Annotated in this window: 3 protein-coding genes; all 3 read right to left on the minus strand. The window is 41.6% G+C overall.

Annotation, left to right across the window (positions count from 1 at the left end; genetic code table 11):
- Positions 1 to 50 precede the first annotated feature (50 nt).
- Positions 51 to 11156 carry an amino acid adenylation domain-containing protein gene (locus tag V7K62_RS10345; RefSeq protein ID WP_334863849.1) on the minus strand — a complete coding sequence of 3702 codons (11106 nt, stop codon included), beginning with the start codon at positions 11154 to 11156 and terminating at the stop codon, positions 51 to 53.
- A gap of 72 nt (positions 11157 to 11228) precedes the next feature.
- Positions 11229 to 20363, minus strand: a complete 9135-nt coding sequence (locus V7K62_RS10350; RefSeq protein WP_334863850.1) for an amino acid adenylation domain-containing protein — start codon at positions 20361 to 20363, stop codon at positions 11229 to 11231.
- A gap of 34 nt (positions 20364 to 20397) precedes the next feature.
- Positions 20398 to 20976 carry an aspartyl/asparaginyl beta-hydroxylase domain-containing protein gene (locus V7K62_RS10355; RefSeq protein WP_334863851.1) on the minus strand — a complete coding sequence of 193 codons (579 nt, stop codon included), beginning with the start codon at positions 20974 to 20976 and terminating at the stop codon, positions 20398 to 20400.
- Positions 20977 to 21174 lie beyond the last annotated feature (198 nt).

Raw genomic sequence — 21174 nt, forward strand, 5'->3', positions numbered from 1 at the left:
GGGAATGGGGAAAGCAATCTATTACCATTTTCTCCATGTCCTGATGATGTTTAATTGATTTTTCGCTTTGTTTCTAGAAGTTGAGCCTTTTCGTCTGGTGTCATTTTTTTGAGGCGTAAAAACGCTTTCGCTATTTTTTCAGTGCGTCCCACTTGAGGTTCTCGCGCCAATAAAAGTTGTGCCATTTTTTCAATTGTTACGGTATCAAAAAGTTCTCGTAATTCTAAATCAATCAAAAATACTTTTCTAATGCGAACATGAACTTGGGAGGCTAATAGAGAATGTCCGCCAAGTCGGAAAAAGTTGTCCAGAATTCCTACCCTATCGACTTGCAGAATTTCTTGCCAAATATAGATTAATGCTTCTTCGATCGCATTTCTCGGCGCTGTATAATCAACTTGATGATCAAACTGATTTGGTAACGGTAGAGCAAGGCGATCAACTTTATTATTAGGTGTTAGAGGCATGGCATCTAGAAATATCCAAGAGTCAGGCAGCATATAATCTGGCAGTTTTGCCAACATATATGATTGCAAAGTTTCAAGAGTAGGTTTTTCAGCTTCAGATTTGAAAACTAGATATGCAACAAGCTTTTTACCTGCTACAGTGTTGTCAATAGCTTGGACAATAGCTTGGGCGATCGCAGGATGAGTTTCTAAAACGGTTTCAATTTCACCTAGTTCGATGCGGAAACCACGGATTTTAACCTGGTAATCGATGCGTCCCAAAAATTCAATTTCACCATTGGGTAGCCAACGCGCCAAATCACCAGTCCGATATAATCGCTCACCGGGATTTGTGGCTAAGGGATTGGGAACAAATCTTTCCGCCGTCAAATCTGGCCTTTGGCGATAACCTCGTGCTAATCCGGCTCCCCCAATCAATAACTCACCTACAATCCCTTCTGGAACAGGATTACCAGCATTATCCCAAATATAAATTGATGTGTTGGCAATTCCCCTACCTATGGAATGTGCATCCTGTTGCAGCTTAATTTCTTTGACGGTAGACCAAATTGTGGTTTCCGTCGGGCCGTAAACATTCCACAGATTCACCTGAGAGTTGAGAAGAGAGGCGGCTAAATCAACTGGCAAAGCTTCTCCACCGCAGAGGATGCGAAAACTATCATTTGGTTGCCAACTAGTAGCCAAGAGCAATCTCCAGGTAGTTGGAGTGGCTTGCATCACCGTGGCTTGGGATGTTTGCATTAGTTGAGCTAACTTAAATCCATCTCTGGTAGTTTCCTTGTCAGCTAGGACTAATTTTGCACCGCTAATTAATGGTAAGAAAAGTTCTAGTCCAGCAATATCAAAAGAAATTGTAGTTACTGCAACCAGGGTATCAGCAGCAGTCAGTCGCAGTTTTTCTTGGAAACTGAGGAGGAAATTCACCAAAGATTCATGCTGAATTTGTACTCCCTTGGGTCGTCCAGTGGAACCGGATGTATAGATAACGTAAGCTAAGTGGTTGTTACCAGCAACCGCAGGTGGTGCGGTATCTGGTTGGGTCGAAACCGAATCTAGTAACAGAACTTTTGCTGATGATGCTGGAAGCGTTGACACAAGTTGATCTTCGGTGATGATTACAGCCGCCGCGCTATCTGCAAGCATCCACTCCAGGCGATCGCGCGGGAAGGTAGGATCTAGTGGTACATAGGCCGCGCCTGCTTTCATAATTCCTAACAATGCTATTAGCAAACCTGCATGACGTTCTAAACAAACCGCCACTAAGGTTTCTCGCGTCACAGCAAGTTGCAGTAGTGCGTGAGCAACTTGGTTAGATTTGCGTTCTAAAGCTGCGTAGGTTAGGGAGGGGAAAATAGCGATCGCATTGGGAGTTTGAGCGGCTTGCTGACTGAATAATTCATGTATTGGAGTATTGGAGTAATGGGTAATGGGTAATGGGTAATTTACCTTACCTAATTCGGCTTTCGATAACAAACCAATTTCACCAATGAATTGCGGTTTTTCGGTAACAAAACTGGTCAATATCTGGGTTAGATGATGTAATATATCTCCTCGTGTTTTTGCACTCCCAATCTGCTGCCCAAAAGCGATTTTCAGCGTCAAATCATCTCCTGGTAAGGCATATAGACTGATGGGGTAATGGTTTTTTTCCAAAGATTCAACAGAATGGATCGCCAGTTCTCCGGGATTTTGACGTAGACTTTCTTCCACTGGGTAATTTTCGTAAACCACAATGGATTCAAACAACGGTTCTCCTCTCTTAATGTCGCTCCATCCTTGAATATCTACTAAACGAGTGAAGGAATATTGATTAATTGCCGAGATGCGATCGCGCAATTCTATTAACCACGGCTTCAAGGGTGTGGCTGCATCTAATTTCAGACGCAAGGGTAAGGTGTTAATAAATAAACCCACCATCTCTGCAAAACCCGATAATTCGGTAGTACGTCCCGACACGGTGACACCAAAAACCACATCTTCAGAACCACTATATCGGCTCAAAAGAATGCCCCAAGCCGCTTGCACTAAAGTATTTAATGTTATTTGATTCTTTTGAGCAAAGGCTTTCAGTTGAGTGTAAATTTCTTTGGGGATAGTAGTTTGTAAGGTTTGGTAATCATCAGAAGAGTGTTTTTTAATACCAAAAGTAGTTGCTTCCCGGAAACCGCTTAATTCTTTGCGCCAGAAAGATTCTGCCAAACCAGATTCTTGTTTGTGCAACCAAGCAATAAAATCTCGGAAGATGGGTGGTTGTGGTAAATTTGGGCGTTCTGTTTTAGCTTGGTAAAATGCGATCGCATCCCGGAAAACTAGCGGTAATGACCAACCATCCAAAAGGAGATGATGGTGAGTCCAGAGAAATTGCCATTTCTGTTCTTGGGTTCTCACTAACGTCATCCGCATCAGTGGGGGCCTTTCTGTTGAAAAGGTTTGGTGACGGTCTGTTGTTAACAGAATTGACCATTTCATTGCTACTTCATTAATATCGCATCCGCGCCAGTCTTCATAGACAAAAGGCAAATTCACCCGGCGGTGAATGCGTTGCAACGGTCGAGGTAAATCGTGCCAGACAAAGGAAGCGCGTAAACTAGGATGGCGCTTAATACAAGATTCCCAAGCTTTTTTAAAAGTTTCTACTTCCAGAAAACCCTCAATTTCACCACTCACCTGTTGCAAATAAATATCTTTTTCTGATTCATAATTTACATGAAAAAGTATTCCTTCCTGAACAGGGGATAGAGGATAAATATCTTCCACATCAGTAGTTCGCGCCAAAGCAATAACCAGTTGTTCTGAATTAAGGTTAGCGAGGGGAAAATCAGCAGATGTTAAACTGTATTCTTGATGGCGGCTAGTTGCTAACAAAGTCTGTAAATGTTTAGAAAAACTATCTGCTAAACGGCGAATCGTTTCTTCTCGATGTAAAGCTTTGCTAAAACAAAACCGCATTTGGAGTTTGCCATTAGCAATTAAACTAGTAATTTCTAGTTGAAAAGCCCGCCTATTTTGTGGGTGTCGGGATAGTCCGACATCTTCGTTAGCTGGAGTAAAGGGTGCTGCTTGGGAAAGGTTTTCATCAAATTGCCCCAAATAGTTAAACAGGATGCCTTGGGGAATTGGCGGTAAGATAGATGCGAATTCTGAGTTTTGAGAGAGGATACCGTAAGCAAAGCCATTATTTGGCAAGTTACGCAACTGTTCTTTGACGCTTTCTAAATTGCTGAATTTGCTCTTTTGAGTTTTCTCTAATTTGCAGGGGAAAAGAGATGTAAACCATCCCACAGCATCAGAGACATCAATGGCAGTAAAATCGCTTTCTCGTCCGTGACTTTCTAGGGCAATTAATATTTTTGATTCACCTGTCCATTCTGTCACCACTTCTAAAAGAACTGTCAGCAAAACTTCCTGAATCCTAACTTTGTGAGTGCGTGGTAGTTCATAAAGGAGACTATCAGTTTGATCTTCGCTGAAATTGCATTCTATTTGAGTGGCAGAAATTTCTGTGTTCTCTGCTATGCCATCAGGAAAATCAAGGGGGAATTCTGAATTAGCTACTTGTTGGGTTTTCCAGAAAGCTACTTCTTCTTGCCAATCAGAATTTTCAGTTAGGGTATGTAGATGTTGAGTCCACTGTGGGAAACCGACACTATGAGCAGATAAGGAAATTTCCTGTTCCTTTTGTAAAGCATCACAAGCGATCGCTAAATCTTGCAAAATGACGCGCCACGAAATACCATCAACGATGAGGTGATGGATAATTAGCAGTAATTTATCGGATTTATGCTCATAATTATAGAAGTAGACGGCGCGAAAGAGAGGCCCAGTGGCTAAATTAAGTTGTGCTTGAAATTGACTGGCAATTTTTTGTAATTCTGTTTGAGAAATAGCAGTCAGGTTAACAATATCAAAATTTAAAACATGACTATCATCATCTAACCATTGTATCCACCCAGTTTCAGTTTGGCGGAATCGCAGGCGAAAAGCTGGGTGACTTGCGGCAATATGACTTAATGCAGTTTGAAAATGTGACGCATTAAATCCCGGTTTGACATCCAATAAAACCGTCTGATTCCAGTATTCAGGATGTTCTAAGGATTGTTGGAAAAACCATTGCTGAATAGGAGTTAGCGCTACTTCACTACCTACAGAAATTGATAAAGCATTGGGTAATTTTGCTGTTGTTTTAATATGAGGTACAAGTGCTGCAACTTGGGGATTTTTAAACAAATCTTGTGGCGTGAAAGAAAGTCCAGCATCGCGTGCTTTAGCAATAATTTGCAGGGCAAGAATCGAATCTCCTCCCAGTTCAAAAAAGTCATCTTTAATTCCCACACGGGATACTTGTAGTACTTGCTGCCAAAGTTTAGTTAAAATCTCTTCAGTTTTGGTTTGTGGGGCGATATATTCCTCACGGGCTATGATATTCTCTTCATCAGGAGCGGGTAAAGCGTTAAGGTTAATTTTCCCGTTAGGCAGTAACGGCCAAGCATCGAGACTGACAAACACCGAAGGAATCATATAATCAGGGAGCAGGGCAGATAATTGCGATCGCAAAACTGTTTGCCAGGATGTTGGTGGTGTTTTCAGTTCCAGATAAGCAACTAGTCGATTGGGTTTACCAGGAGTAGCAATAGCTTTGGTGACAGCCCGAACTACCCAAGCTTGTTTTTCTAAAGCTGCCACAATCTCGCCAGTTTCGATGCGGAAACCTCGAATTTTGACTTGTTGATCTGCACGTCCTAGAAACTCAATACTACCATCAGGTAAATACCGGGCGCGATCGCCTGTGCGGTACATCCGACTGCCTGCATTTTCAACAAAAGGATCGGGTAAAAAGCTCGCGGCGGTCATGCTTGGGGCATTCCAGTAACCACGGGCTAATTGGGAGCCAGCCACAAATAATTCTCCCGGTGTACCAATAGGCACAGGTTGCAGATGAGAATTTAGGATATATAAACGAGTGTTGCTGACTGGTTTGCCGATGGGAATAACCTCAGTAATTTCCTTTTCTCCACAACAATGAAAAGCAACATCAATAGTTGTTTCCGCCGGGCCATAAAGATTCACCAATTTAGATGCAACTTCTCTAAACTCATCCCACACCCGTCTTTTCAGTGCTTCACCACCGCTGAAAACTAAACGCAGGCATGAACATTCAGAAAATCCCGGTTCACCAAGGAGCATTTCTAAAAGACTCGGCACCAATTGCAGCAAAGTCACATTTTCTTGCTGAATAGTTTTGACTAGATACGCCGGATCTTTATGACCTCCCGGCTTCGCCATCACGAGTTTAGCCCCCACCATCAAAGGTGTCCAGAATTCCCACACCGAAGCATCAAAGCTAAATGGTGTCTTTTGCAACACTACATCCTCACAATTCACCCCAAAAGTCTCTAAAAACCAAGCCTGATGCTGGGCTAAAGCTTGATGGGAAATCGCAATACCTTTCGGTCGTCCAGTAGAACCAGATGTAAATATGATATAGGCGATATTGTCAGCCAAAACCTGAATTTGTAAATCTTCAACAGATTGAACTGCAATTTCTTCCCTATAAATATCAACACAGATAACTTGACAAAAATCATCCAAAAAATTTGTTTTACTCTCGTTACTCTGCGGTTCGTTTTTCCCATTCCACATTTCTAAATCAGAACAAGACAGCAGCAAACTAACATTAGCATCGTCCAACATCCACTGAATACGCACAGATGGATAATCAGGGTCAATTGGCACATAGCAACCACCTGCCTTCAGAACCGCCAACATAGCGCAAACCATGTCTAAAGAACGTTCCAAACAAATACCTACAGGCTGTTCTAGACTAATACCAAACTCACCCAAAAATCGCGCCAACTGATTGGCTTTTTGATTCAATTGGGCATAAGTCCAACTTTCTCCCTCACAAATAACAGCGATAAAATCAGGATTTTCTGCTGCTTGTTGGGCGAAAAATTCATGTATTGGGGATTGAAAATTGGAGATTGGGAATTGGGGATTTTGAATTGAACTATCTATACTTAATTCACGATGATCCTGTGGATTTGCAATTAGCGACTCTAAACTTCTTTGGTAATAGTTAGCAACATTCTTGATTTGCTCATCATCAAATTGTTGACGATCATAGGTGATATTAAACGAAAGAAGTCCTGCACCTACTTCCTCACTCCAACTGACAGCAAAAGGAATATTTGTTTCATCTAAAGATTCCGCCTGGATTAATTCTACTTCCCGCCAATTGAGCAGTCCTTGATAAACGTGGAAATGAACAAAATTAAAAGATGTTTCATATAAAGGTTGATTCCCATTTAACCTTTGCAATTCTGCCAAAGGAAACCGACGATTTGGCATTAACTCTTGTTCAGACCGCCAAGTTTCTGCAATCAAATCAGCCCAAGAACCTCTTGGTAATGAAAAGCGTAATGGCAATGTATTTAAGAATAGTCCTAAAACGCGATCGCTGTCAGTTTCTGTCGGTCTACCACTGCTCACCAATCCAGTAACCACTTCTGTGTCGCCAGAGCAAAAACCAATAACTTGGAGATGAACTGCTAGTAATAACGTTTTTAGAGGAACACCCAATTGCTTAGATAAAGCTTTTAAGTTGTGGGAAATTGTTTCTGATAAAGTGAGATCAAATTTCCCCATTTTTGTTTCTAGGGGAAGCACACCCGGCCACCTTGGTAGTCTAGTGAAGGGCATTTGTGCCAGTTTATTTTGCCAAAACTCTCGCTGATTACTATCAACCAAAGCTTGCTTTTCTAAGGTAATAAACCTAGAGTATTTCAAAGCTGGTGGATTTGGTGGCATAGGTACACCCCGATCAAGTAGATATAGATATAAGCCTGTTAATTCTGATAAAAAGTTAGCTAAACTCCATCCATCCATGATGGCATGATGCAAAGTAAAAGATGCTTGCATCACATTTTTATCCAGCAGGTGAATATGAAAACGCATTAATGGCGCACTCTTGTAATCAAAGCGATTTTCCCGTTCTTTGGCAATAAATGTTTTTACATAATCATCTTGTGCAGAGGGCGATAAATTAGTTAAATCCTCAAAAACAATTTTAGCAGTTACTTCTTTAACAACTGCCTGAATCGGTTGACTAAATTCAGCTAAATAAAATGCCGTCCGTAATATCTGATGTCTGGCAAACATTTGGGTATAAGCTGCTTCCCAAACTTTGAGATCAAAAGGTATACGAATTCGGAAGCTGAAAACATCATGGTAAGTTGTAGAACTTTGTGAATATTCACCATGAAAGAGCATTCCTGCTTGCAGTTGTGCCAAAGGATAGGCATCTTCAGCCCAATTTTGGAGCTTTTCTTTATCTGCTAGTGAAATTAAAGCGAAGGGTTCTTCATCAATCTTATCGCTGTCTACTACTTCTGATTTTGCCAACAATGTGGCTAAATCCAACAGCACAGGATGGGCAAAAATTTGCTCTAATTTTAAGTTCAATCCTTGAGTTTGTGCGAGCGAAACAACGCGAATACTGCGGATAGAATCGCCACCCAAAACAAAATAATTATCAAATCGTCCGATGCGATTTATACCTAAAACTTGTTGCCAGATGTCAGCTAAAATTTCCTCGATGGGTGTAGCGGGAGGAACAAAGGCAACTTCGAGATTTTCCCGTTTAATTTCTGGTGCGGGTAGCGCTTTGCGATCAATTTTACCATTAGCTGTCAGTGGTAATCGCTCCAGATAAACAATCTGCGACGGTATCATATAATCTGGCAAATGCTGCTGCAAATAATTTCGCAGTGTTTCGATGGTTGGTTGCTTTCCAGGAGTACAAACTACATAAGCAATTAAGCGTTGTTGATTGCTTTCCAGACTTTTCACGGATTCTGGAAAACCTCTCTTCTTGCAGGAGAGAGGCTTTGAATTCTCCCCCTTCCCTTGTAGGGAAGGGGGCTGGGGGGTTAGGTTTCGCGTTAGCTTTTCCACATGACCTGAATTGTCAAGATTGCTTTGGGCTTCAGAATGAACTAAAACAATAGTTTCCTGCACCTCAGGGAACTGGGAAATAACGGCTTCGATTTCGCCAATTTCAATGCGGAAACCGCGAATTTTCACTTGATAATCTATGCGTCCTAGATATTCCAAATCACCGTTAGCAATAAAACGCCCTAAATCACCAGTGCGATACAAGCGCGATAGTGAATCTACTGAAAAAGCATCTTCAACAAACCGTTCTGCGGTTAATTCTGGTCGATTAAGATAACCACGCGCCACTCCAGCACCCCCAACATAAATTTCACCAATTACTCCAGTTGGTAGGGGATTACCATCAGAATCCAGGATATGGAGACGTAAATCGGGGATTGGTTGACCAATTAAGCTACCAGATGAGTCGTCTATATCTTTTTTGCTAATAACTCTATAGGTGACGTGGACTGTTGTCTCTGTAATTCCGTACATATTCACCAAGCGCGTCTGATTTTCTTCATGACGTTCAAACCAGGGACGCAAACTTGGTAAATTCAGGGCTTCGCCGCCAAAAATGATGTACCGTAGGGGAGAGACAATCTCTCTCACACTCGATTCTGCTGCTAGTAATTGAACAAAAGCAGAGGGAGTTTGATTCAAGACAGTAACTTGCTCATTGTGAAGCAGCTGAAGGAAGCTTTGGGGATTACGGCTGACACAATAAGGAACGATTACCAGTCGCCCGCCATAAAGCAAAGCTCCCCAAATCTCCCAAACAGAAAAATCGAAGGCGAAGGAATGGAAGAATGTCCAAACATCCTGCTCGTTGAATTCAAACCATTGCTGGGTGCTGCGGAATAGTCGGGTAACATTGTGCTGGGTGACTAATACACCTTTGGGTTTCCCTGTCGAACCAGATGTGTAGATAATATAAGCTCCTGAGTCAGGGTCAAGAGTATCCTCTATCAAAGGTTCATTACTTTCAGTTAAATAGGGCGCATCTTCCCCATCCAGACAAATTTTAAGTGTGGATTCTGGAAGTTGGGGACTGATGGTAGTTGTGGTGAGAATTAATTCCGCTTCACAGTCAGAAATGGTAAACTCGATGCGATCGCGAGGATAAGTCGGATCAAGAGGAACATAAACACCCCCTGCCTTAACTACACTCAACATAGCTATAATCAGTTCAACAGAGCGCTCCAGACAAATCACCACGCGTTTATCTGCACCAATACCTTGCTTTTGGAGATATCGAGCAAGATGGTGAGAACGGCGGTCTAGTTCTTCATAGGTAAAGCTTTCATTCTCAAATGTCAAAGCAATGCGGTCTGGATATTTGCTTAGAGTTTCTGCAAACATTTCCCTGATGGTAATTGGTGATTCGTAATTGGTAATTAGCCTGTTATCAATTACCGATTCCTTATGACCAATTAACGATAAAGACTGCAAAGGTGCTTGAGCATTATTTGCCATGTTAAACAGTAGATGGCAGAATTGCTCTAGCAATAATTTCATAGCCACCGCATCAAAGCGACTCGCATTGAAACTTAATTTGAGTGAGAGTCCATCCCCCGGAACAACCACTAGGGTCAAGGGATAATGGGTAGTTTCAAAGAAAGACGACTCAGGAACATTCAACCCAAAATCTGCTGTTTTTAACGATTTATCAACCGGAAAATTTTCAAAAGCCAGCAAACTTTCAAATAGTGGTTGTCCTCGTGGAACATCACTCCATCCTTGAATATCTGATAGGCTGGAATGTTCAAACTGACGCATTAAAGCTGTGCGTGCTTGCAGGTTTTGCAACCAAGAATCAAGGATTTTTTCGCCAGATATTAAGACGCGAAACGGCAAGGTGTTAATAAAAGGGCCAATCATCCCTTCTACTTCTGGTAGTTCTGGGGGTCGTCCCGCTACTGTAATTCCATAAACTATGTCTGTGTTGCGGCTATAACGGTTAAGTAATATCGCCCAAGCCCCCTGAATCACAGTGTTGAGCGTGACACTACAATTACGGGCTAATTTCTGTAATAAAGCAGTCTTTTCGGGCGATAATTGGTGTTTGATTTCTCCACTTTCAAAAGCACTACCTGGCTTTGCTTTGGACAACATAAACAAGGGAGTAGCACTTTCAAAACCACTCATACATTCACGCCAAAATGATTCGCCATCTTGGGGGTTTTTCTGTTTTAACCAAGCAATAAAATCACCGTAAGGGCGCACATTTGGCAGGGAAATTTCTACATTTTCTTTAGCTGCTTTGTGCAACATCAAGAATTCACGTAGTAGTATTGGCCAAGACCAACCATCCAAAATTAGATGGTGGTGACTCCAAACTAAATCCCAGCAGTCTTCGCCTAGACGAATTAAGGTTACCCGCATCAAAGGCGGACGATTAAGAATAAATCCCTGTCGTCTATCTGCTTCCAGAAATTCTCTCATGCGGGTTTTTTGGGCGGAATTACTTAAACCACGCCAATCTTCTTCTGCTATCTTAAATATGAGATTGCGGAATACAACTTGTACGGGTTCAGTTTGCCCTTTGGTGATAATCGCAGTCCGTAAAATTGGATGGCGGTCAACTAAAGTTTGCCATGCTTGGCGGACTGCAATTACAGAAACATTTCCTTCTAAACGGCAATGAAATTGCTCAAAGTAAACACCAGATTCTGGTTCATATAGGGAATGAAATAATAATCCTTTTTGTAAGGGTGTGAGGGGGAAAATATCTTCGATTTTATCTTTTAAGCTCATATAATAATCCTGTTTTAATAAGAAAATAATACTTTACTGAACTGGATTCTTTTTTATGTAGATGCGGAGCGGTTATTCTAAATCTTCTAAAATTGAATCTAGTTCATTTTCCGATAAATCAACTAAGTGAAAGTCGGTAGCACTATAAAATGAGGAATTCGTAGATATTGAATCTGTTAGGTATAAGCGGAGATTGTTCAGATAAGTTTCTGCAAGGTTATCGATAGTCTGTCGATGATGAATCTGCTGGCTGTAAGACCAGTCTACTTGCAAGCATTCATTTTGGATACGAGCATTAATTGCTAATAGGTGGGGACGTTCTTGTTCAGCAAATAATCCTGTTCCTGTGGGAGCATTGCTGATATTGAATAGGCTATTGCTTTTTGATACGTTGTCAGTTGGCCCTAAATAATTGAAACTAATGGCAGTTGGTTGTACAGTGTCTAGCATTTCCTGTAAAGCTTGATTTTGGCTGATGTAACGCAGCAACCCGAAGCTGATACCATGATGGGGAATTCCTCGTAATTGGGTTTTAATTTCTTTAAGCAACACATCCTGATCTGCATTTGTGATCGGTTGTTTCAGAATAATTGGATAGAGAGATGTAAACCAGCCAACTGTTCTCGAAAGATCCAATTCACTAGCTAGTTCTTCTCGTCCATGTCCTTCTAAATCGATCAGCCAACTATCCGATTTGTAAGTGTCGGTTAGGGTTTTTAGTAATGCAGCTAGCATGATTTCTTGCACGCCAGCATGATAGGTGGTGGTTGCTTGTTTGAGAAGAGTATTTGTTTCTTTTGGGGACAATTGGCAAGATATTATGGCTGTACTATCTACTGTGTTGCTTCCAGGGATGACTGGATAATCAACAGGTAATCGGGTAACAGGAGTAGAGAGAATATTTTGCCAAAATGGAATGTCTTTAATGAATTCATTTGAGTCAGCCAGAATTTGCAAAGATGTAGTCCACTCTCGATAAGAGGATGTTTTCGGAAGTAAGGAAATAGGCTGGTTATCTATAGCTTGTTGGTAGGCTTGGTTTAAATCTTCCAGCAGAATCCGCCAGGATACGCCGTCTACAATTAAATGATGTCCGAAGAGAAACAGAACGTTTCCATATTCGGTGATATTTATGGCATATAGCACTCGTAACAACGGCGGGCGGTCTAATTGGAAACTCCCGTGTTCTGCTTCCACGATCGCAGTTAAAGTATTTTGCTGTATTTGGGGCGGATAGTTGCTAAAGTCTTCGAGCCGCAACTGGGGACTTTCGCCCAGATCAGAGTAAGATTGATCCCATTGTCCTTGATGTTCAGAGAATTTTAATCGCAAAACATCATGGTGAGCAACCAAAGCATTTAATGCGATCGCTAATGCATCGATTTTCAATGGTTCTTTAATATTCAAAGCGATCGCTTGGTTCCAATGATGCGGATGAGTCCAATTTTTAGCAAAAAACCAATGCTGGATGGGTGACAGGGGAACAGTACCAGTTAATGGTTCATCAGGGCGGCGCGACTCACCTAGCGCTAATGGTTTGGCTCTCGCCGCTAGTCGGGACAGGGTTTGAGCTTCAAATATGTCTTTGGGGCTAATCTCCCAGCCAGCAGCACGGGTGCGAGAAACGATTTGCAAGCTAATGATCGAGTCTCCCCCCAACCCGAAGAAATTATCATCGGGATTGACGGTTTCTAACCCCAACACTTCTGTCCAGATTTGGGCTAATATCTCCTCTGTTTCAGTTTTGGGTATGGTTTGGGTTGTTGGTATTTCCGGTGCGGGAAGGGCTTGACGATCAATTTTGCCGTTGGGGGTGAGGGGCCATTGTGTGACTAACACCACAGCACTGGGAATCATATAAGCTGGTAAAACCTCTGCTAAATAATCCCGTAATTCGTTGCTAGTCGGTGGGTTTTCCTTGGGTGTGAGAGCATAAGCTACTATCCGCTTGCGTCCTGGAAGGTCTTGGCGCAGGATTACCACTACACTGTCTACCGTGGCGTATCTGGTTAAAGCAGCTTCAATTTCCCCTAATTCAATCCGATAACCGTTAAATTTTACCTGAGCATCTTGCCGACCCATAAAGCGGATGTTTCCTTGCAAGTCGTAAACGCCGCGATCGCCTGTTTTGTAAAGTCTAGCTCCCGGTGTTTTGGCTAAGGGATGGGGTATAAATGCCTCTGCTGTTAAGCTGGGGCGATGTAAGTAACCTCGTGCTAAACTGATTCCCCCAATATAGATTTCTCCAGTTACACCCAAAGCCACTGGTTCTAAAAAGGAGTCCAGGAGGTAAATTTCGACATTAGCGATCGCTTTCCCAATGCTGGGTTCACCGAGTAAATGGGAACAATTCATCAAGCTGGCGCAGACTGTCGCTTCTGTGGGGCCGTAGGCGTTAAAACAGGCGCGTTTCTCTCCACCCCAGCGCCGGAATAAATCTCCAGAAGCCGCTTCCCCAGCCACAATCAAGGTTTGCAATTGTGGTAAATTTGCAGTTTCAATGGCGGCTAGCAGCGATGGGGGAAGGGTGACATGAGTAATTTGCCAATTGGTTAACGCTTCCCAAAGAACAGAACTAGGAGAACGATTTGCCTTTTCTTGCAGATATAGAGTTGCGCCGCTACCCAAAGCCATAAAAATCTCAGAAATTGCAGCATCAAAATTCAGAGAAGCAAATTGATAAACGCGACTCTCGGCTGTGACACCGAAACTCGCAGTTTGATTGCATACCAGATTTTGAATACCTGTATGAGACACTAAAACGCCTTTCGGTTTAGCTGTGGAACCAGAGGTGTAAATAATGTAGGCGAGATTCTCTGGCCTAACTTTTAAATTAGGACGATTAGTAGCATGAAGTATTGATAATTTCCCCTCATCTCCAATAATTATCACTTTAATATCACCTGGAAATAATCCTGGTGGTGGGGCTTCTTTTGTGAGAATCAGACGAGTTTGGCTATCTTCTACAATGAATTGCAGCCGCGTTTTGGGATAACTGCGATCCAGGGGGAGAAAAGCCGCCCCCGCTTTCAACACGGCCAGCAGGGCAATAATAAAGTCTAGGTGAGGGTGAAAATATAAACCGACAATTGATTCATAGCCAATGCCGGTTGAGATTAAGGTAGCAGCTAATTGATTGGCACGTTTTTCTAATTCACCATAGGTAATTGCATCATCGCCACAAACTAACGCCACAGCATTAGGATGTAAATCTGCCGAGTCTTCAAACAACTGATGAGCCGTGCGGAAATCTCCCCAAGCAATAGCATTAGCATTCTCTTGATTTATCATCCACTCTTGTGCTGATAAAGCCTGGATTTTTCCTAACACAAAATCCGGGTTTTCAGCCAGATTAATCATAATATTTCGCAGGCGTGACAGCAGAATTTTTGCGGCTGTTACAGACAGGAATTTTGTTTGGTAATTCAGCTTTAACAGCAATCCATCATCTGGAATTACACCGACTGTCAAGGGGTAATTAGTTCGTTCATAAAACTGGATATCATCAACTCGGAAATTCTGTCCCTGTTCTTTTAAACTTTGGTCAACGGGGTAATTTTCAAAGACTAAAATACTTTCAAATAATGATTCTCCCGCCGCCAGCGCAATTCCTTTTTGGATAACCGTCAGTTTGCTATATTCGTATTCTCGCATCTGCACATGATGCTGTTGAATGTTTTCTAACCAAGCGGCGACGGTTACTGTTGGATTGAGGCGAACTCGCATTGGTAAGGTGTTGATAAATAACCCCACCATATTTTCAATTTCTGCAAGTTCCGGCGGTCGTCCAGAAACGGTTACACCGAATAGTACATCTTCTCCCGCACCATGTTTTTGTAAACAAAGTCCCCAAGCACCTTGAGCTAGAGTATTCAATGTTAATCGATGGTTTTTTGCCATCTTTTGTAATTTGCCAAATTCTGCTTGACTTAGGCGTAATTCTACTTCCGCATAGGCAGTTAAATTAGTTACTAATTCCTCTTCTGGTAGTTGCCAAGATAGGCTAGTTGATGTGGTGATACCATCCAGCGTTTTCTGCCAAAATTGCTTGGCTTCTTCACGATTTCGAGTTGCTAGCCACTGAATATAATTGCGATAAGGTGGAACGGGAGGTAGGGAATGGGGAACTCGTTGACAGGTTGATTGATAAATAGCGAGAACTTCTTTAAATATTAATGGTAATGACCAGCCATCAAGGATGATATGGTGATGACTCCAAACCCATTGCCAGGTAAAATTATCTAACTGAATGACGCTAAACCGCATCAATGGGCATCTATCCAATAAAAATCCATTTTGACGATCTTCTATCAGATATTGCTGAAGTTTATCTTCTTGCTGTGCAGGTGATAAATCGCGCCAGTCTTGTTGTAAAATGGAGAATTGGATAAATTTACTAACAATTTGTAGTGGCGAATCTTGATTGTCCCAAACAAAGGCGCTACGTAAAATTGGATGTCTATCTACGACGGCTTGCCAAGCAAAATTAAAATTTTCAATATCGAATTTACCAATGATTTTGCCTGTTACTTGTTCAAAGTAAATTCCATCTTCTGGGTTATATATAGTGTGAAATAGCATCCCTTCCTGCAAAGGAGATAGGGGATAAATATCTTCTAATTTGGAATATTTCTTTTGCAGAATGTCTATATAATATTGGGGAATCCTAATTAAAGGAAAATCTGATGGTGTATATCCACCTATACCTATTTCTCTACAATGGTTGAGAATACCTAGCAGATTTTGTTGAAACTCACCAGCCCATTTAACAATTGTTTCTTGGTTATGCAAGCTGGAACTATACAACCAATCAACGCGCAATTCTCCTTCAACGACAATACTGTTAATATCAATGATGTGGGGGCGCAAACCTTCTGGATTTCGTGTTACTTCCGTGTCTTCATTCAGTAAGCGGAATAACGTATTTTTGCCACTTTCGCTTCGTACTTGACCAAGATAATTAAAGCTAATGGGTGCTGGGAAAGTTTCAGTAAAACTATTAGCAATTTCGTTATTGAGATATTTTAAAAGACCATAACCAAACCCTCGCTGGGGAATGGAACGCAGTTGTTCTTTGACGGTTTTAATTATATCTGTCTCTAGATTAATGGCTGGCAATTTTAAACGCAGAGGATAAAGAGTAGTAAACCAGCCAAGGGTGCGAGTAATATCTAAATCTGAGGATAATTCTTCTCTACCATGCCCTTCCATGAGAATTTGCAATGTTTGCCCTTGGGTAATATTCTTCAAAGTTTTACCTAAAGCGGCAATTAATAATTCTTGGGGTTGGGTGCGGTAAGCTTTATTGGCTTTAGTAAGAAATATCTGAGTTTGTTCTTTGGTTAATTTCAAGGAAACTGTTTTAACAGATGACTCTAAGTTGTCTGTTAAAGAGTTGGCGAAATCTAGCGGTAATTTTGCAGTTTCTCCTTTGATAGTATCTAGCCAGAACTGTGTTTCTGCTTGGATATCTGTTGAGTTGGCAAAGGTGTGGAGAAATTGACTCCACTGTTGGAAAGATGTTGGAGGTGATGAAATTTGGCTACCACTAATTGCTTCTACTAAATCCTGAAGTAAAATCCGCCAAGAAACGCCATCAACAATCAAGTGATGAATAACGATTAAGAGTCGAGATAGGCGATTTTGTCCCAGATTAAACCAAACAGCACGAGCCAGGGGGCCGTTAGTCAAATCAAGCGATCGCTGTACTCGTTCCCCAACTTCCCGCATGGTAATATTTTGTTCAGACTCTGTTTCGAGAGCTAAATCAACTATTTCCCAAGAAAAGGCGGCTTCGTTTTCTGTATGAAATTGTCGCCAAACTCCTTTGTCTTCTTGAAACCGTAATCGCAAACTATCGTGATGTGAGGAAATAACTTGAATCGCGGCTGCAACTGTTGGCGCTTCTAGGGATTGATGGACTTCCAAAAGTATGGCTTGATTCCAATGGTGAGGATTGGGAAGATTGAAGTTAAAAAACCATTTTTGGATGGGACTGAGGGGAACTTCACCTGCAACGATCGCCGTTAGTAGTGCTGGCGTTCGCATCATTTGCGCTACAATAGCCAACTGTTGGACTGTTTGTTCTTGAAATATTTCTTTTGGCGTTAATATCCACCCTTGGCGACGCATTTCGGTGACGACTCGCAACGCCAAGATGGAATCACCACCTAAATCGAAAAAATTATCCTCAATCCCTATAGAATCTAAACCTAAAACTTGCTCCCAAACGTGACAAATTACCTTTTGAGCATCAGTTTGTGGTGGTATTAAACTGCGTCTAGCAGTAGCTTGATTGCAATTTGGTGCAGGTAATGCTTTGCGGTTAATCTTCCCTTGGGCGGTCAAGGGCATAGCATCCAATAACATAAAGGCCGCCGGAATCATATAATCGGGTAAACGCTCTTTTAGGGCTGTCCGCAACTGATTTTGATCCGTTTGGTCATTCGGTACAATATAGGCCACCAAACGCTGATCTTTTTCAGCTTCTGAGTAGACAATAACTACCGCTTCTGTTACTTGTGGGAGTGCGGCTAAAGCGGCTTCAACTTCCCCTAATTCAATGCGAAAACCGCGTACCTTCACTTGCAAATCGCAGCGTCCCAAATATTCAATATCGCCATTGGGCAAACGTCGGCCCAAATCCCCTGTACGATAGAGTCTAGCTCCCAGTTGTTGGCTGTATGGATCGGGAATAAACCTTTCTGCTGTCAATGTTGTGCGGTTGAGATATCCTCTAGAGACACCCATACCACCTACATAAATTTCTCCTGAGACACCAAACGGTGAGGGTTCTAGGGCATCATCTAGTATATATAGAGATAAGTCTGGGATGGCTACACCAATGACGCTACCGCGATTTTGTAAAATATCCTCTTCTAGAATGGGACGATAAGTAACGTGAACGGTGGTTTCTGTAATCCCATACATATTGATTAAACGCGGATTGCGATTCTCCTGCAGAGACGCTCCGCGAACGCCATAGCGTTCTATCCACGGCTTGAGGCTTTGTAATTCTAATGCTTCCCCACCGAAAATAATTGCTCGTAAGGCGAGTTTATCTGCAAATTCTCTATCAGATCGAATAAGTTGGCGAAAGGCGGAAGGAGTTTGATTGAGGATGGTAACGCCTTCTTGTTGTAAAAGGTTGCGAAAGGCTTCGGGAGAACGACTTTCTAAATAAGGAACTACAACTAGTTTGCCACCATATACCAAGGCTCCCCAAATTTCCCAAACGGAAAAGTCAAAAGCGAAGGAGTGAAACAGTGTCCATACGTCATTTTCATTAAAGTCAAACCACGCTGCTGTATTTTGCATGAGTCTGACAACGTTGTTGTGAGTTACTACACAACCTTTTGGCTCTCCTGTGGAACCGCTGGTATAAATAATGTAGGCTGCTTGATTAGGGAAAATTTGGGAAGCAAAGTTTAAATTTGGTGAGAATTCTATCTTGTCAATCACCAATAATTCGGTTCCCACCACCGGAATTGCAGATACCAAAGCTTCTGCTGTTAACAACAAAATAATACCACTATCTTCCGCAATAAAACGTAGGCGATCGCTCGGATATTGAGGGTCTAGCGGTACATAAGTACCACCTGCTTTGAGGACTGCAAGTAAGGAAATTACTAACTCTGCACTCCGTTCTAGAAAAATGCCTACTCGTGTTTCGGTAGTTACTCCTTTTTGTTGTAAAACAGCAGCTAGTTGGTTGGAGCGTTGGTCTAATTCTTGATAAGTTAATTTTTTGTCTGATGCAATCAGAGCAATTCTATCGCCATGAGTGTGGGCGCTTTTAATAAAAAGTTCAACTAAATTTGTTGGCTCGAATTTTGTATATTCTGATGTATAACCTAATGCTAAAAGTTCCTGTCGTTCGCTGGTTGTTAACAGAGGTAAAGCGTTAATGCTAATATCAGGGGTATTAACGGCAGCGATTAATATTTGTTGATAATGAGTTAGTAACCGCTGGGCTGTTTCCGGTGTGAACAAGTCGCTATTATATTCCAGTGCTACTAACCATCCCTCAGCAGCAGGTTCTAACATCAAACTGAGGTCGAATTTAGCACCACCATTATCTATATAGATAGGTGTAACAGTGATTCCTGGTAACTGAATTTTGCCGATGGGTGCATTTTGCAGGGCGAAAAGGGTTTGAAAAATGGGTGAACGACTAGGGTCGCGCTTAATTTTCAGCTTCTCTACCAGGAGTTCTAAAGGGACATCTTGATGAGTGTAAGCTTCAACGCAGGTTTGGGATATTCGGCGCAGAAATTGGCAAAATGAAGGTTGTCCAGAAAGATCGCCGCGTAGGGATAAAGTATTAACAAAACAACCAATGAGGTGATCAATTTCACTACGTTTGCGATTAGCGATCGCACTACCGACTATAATATCGGTTTGACCAGAATAACGAAATAGTAAAATTTGATAAGCTGCCAATGCTACCATAAAAAAGGTAGCACCTTCTGATTTCGCTAATGCCTCTACAGAAGCAGTAAGAGATGCTGACAGAGGTTCGCGCAACACTGCGCCATTAAAAGTTTGTGATGCTGGACGTAATTTATCTAGAGGTAAATCAAGCACCGGTAGAGGTGATTTTAGTGCTTGTTCCCAGTAAGCTAATTGTTGTTGGATTGACTCTGCTTGCAGCCAATTTTGTTGCCATTCAGCATAATCACCGTATTGAATTGGTAATGTTGGCAAAGAAACTTGTGAACCTTGAACAGCAGCACTATAAAATTCGGTCAGTTCCTTAACAAATATCCCTAAAGACCAGCCATCACTGATAATATGATGCAGATTCACCAAGAGAATATACTCTTGTGCTGATATCTGATACAAAATCGCTCTCATCAATGGCCCTTTGACGAGGTTGAAGGGGCGACGCGATTCTGTTTCTAAGATTATTTTGAGGTTTTCTGCTTGTTTATCTAAAAGTGATTCTATTATTTTATATTCGAGATTAAATTCCTGTTCTGGATGAATTAATTGAACAGGTTCCCCATTTTCTAGAGCAAACGTTGTTCGGAGAATTTCATGACGGTTGATAATTTCTCGGAAAGAATCTTCCAGCGATACTCGTTCAAGATTACCCAATAAATCCAAGGCGATCGGAATATTATATGCAATGTTACCAGAAGAAACTATTTCCTGATACCAGAGTTGCCTTTGAGAGAGAGATAGAGGCAATACATAAACTTCCATAAATCAAATTCGTTTGCGAAGAACAGAATTAATATTAATAATTAGCGGAGGTTTCACTTTGGGATAAAATCTTTAACCAATACTCTTCATCAACAGTTTGGTTGAGTTCCAACAGCTCGGTTAAAGTTGACTCTGGTCGATTAAAGTCGATAAGTAAGACGATTCTAGTTTTGTCAGATTTATTCCAAGCTTCATGCTCAAATGTATCGTCAAAAACTAAACACTTACCTTCTTGCCAACTTCTAGTTTCACTATCTACCCGAATCGCACATTCATCGGGCACAACTAAGCCCAAATGACAGCGCAAAACAGCTTTAGTTGCGCCAAAATGTGGCCCGATATAGGTTCCTGGAGCTAAAGAAGAAAACCCCGCCGTTGTCATCCCTGGTATCATCTCAATTAACCGAGTTGTATCAGGGCACAATTGGCAGTTTTCCTCAATTTTATTGCTAAAAGCATATAGTCCAAAAACTTCCCATCCTTGGTTATAAATATTTTTTTCTGGCCAATCAATAAAATTTTTCGGCTGGAGTTGCTCTAATTCTTTTCGGATTAGTAGCCAGTTGGCTTCTAAATCTGCGATAAATGCAAACTGATTTGATTCAAAAAACATTTTGCAGTATCTTGTTTCTTGATTTTATTTGTTTATATTTTTATAGACTTCTTGGAAAAATACTCAAAAAGCTGGAATGTTTATGTAGAGCGTGAAGTTAAACCTAGATTGGTGCAAAACGTTAAATTATCTTGCGATTTTCTTTGTTAACTTATATCTGGCTCCCAATGCCATTTTTGATTTTTGGGCTTTTGCAAG

Source organism: Nostoc sp. (genome assembly GCF_036917935.1).
GTDB lineage: Bacteria > Cyanobacteriota > Cyanobacteriia > Cyanobacteriales > Nostocaceae > Nostoc.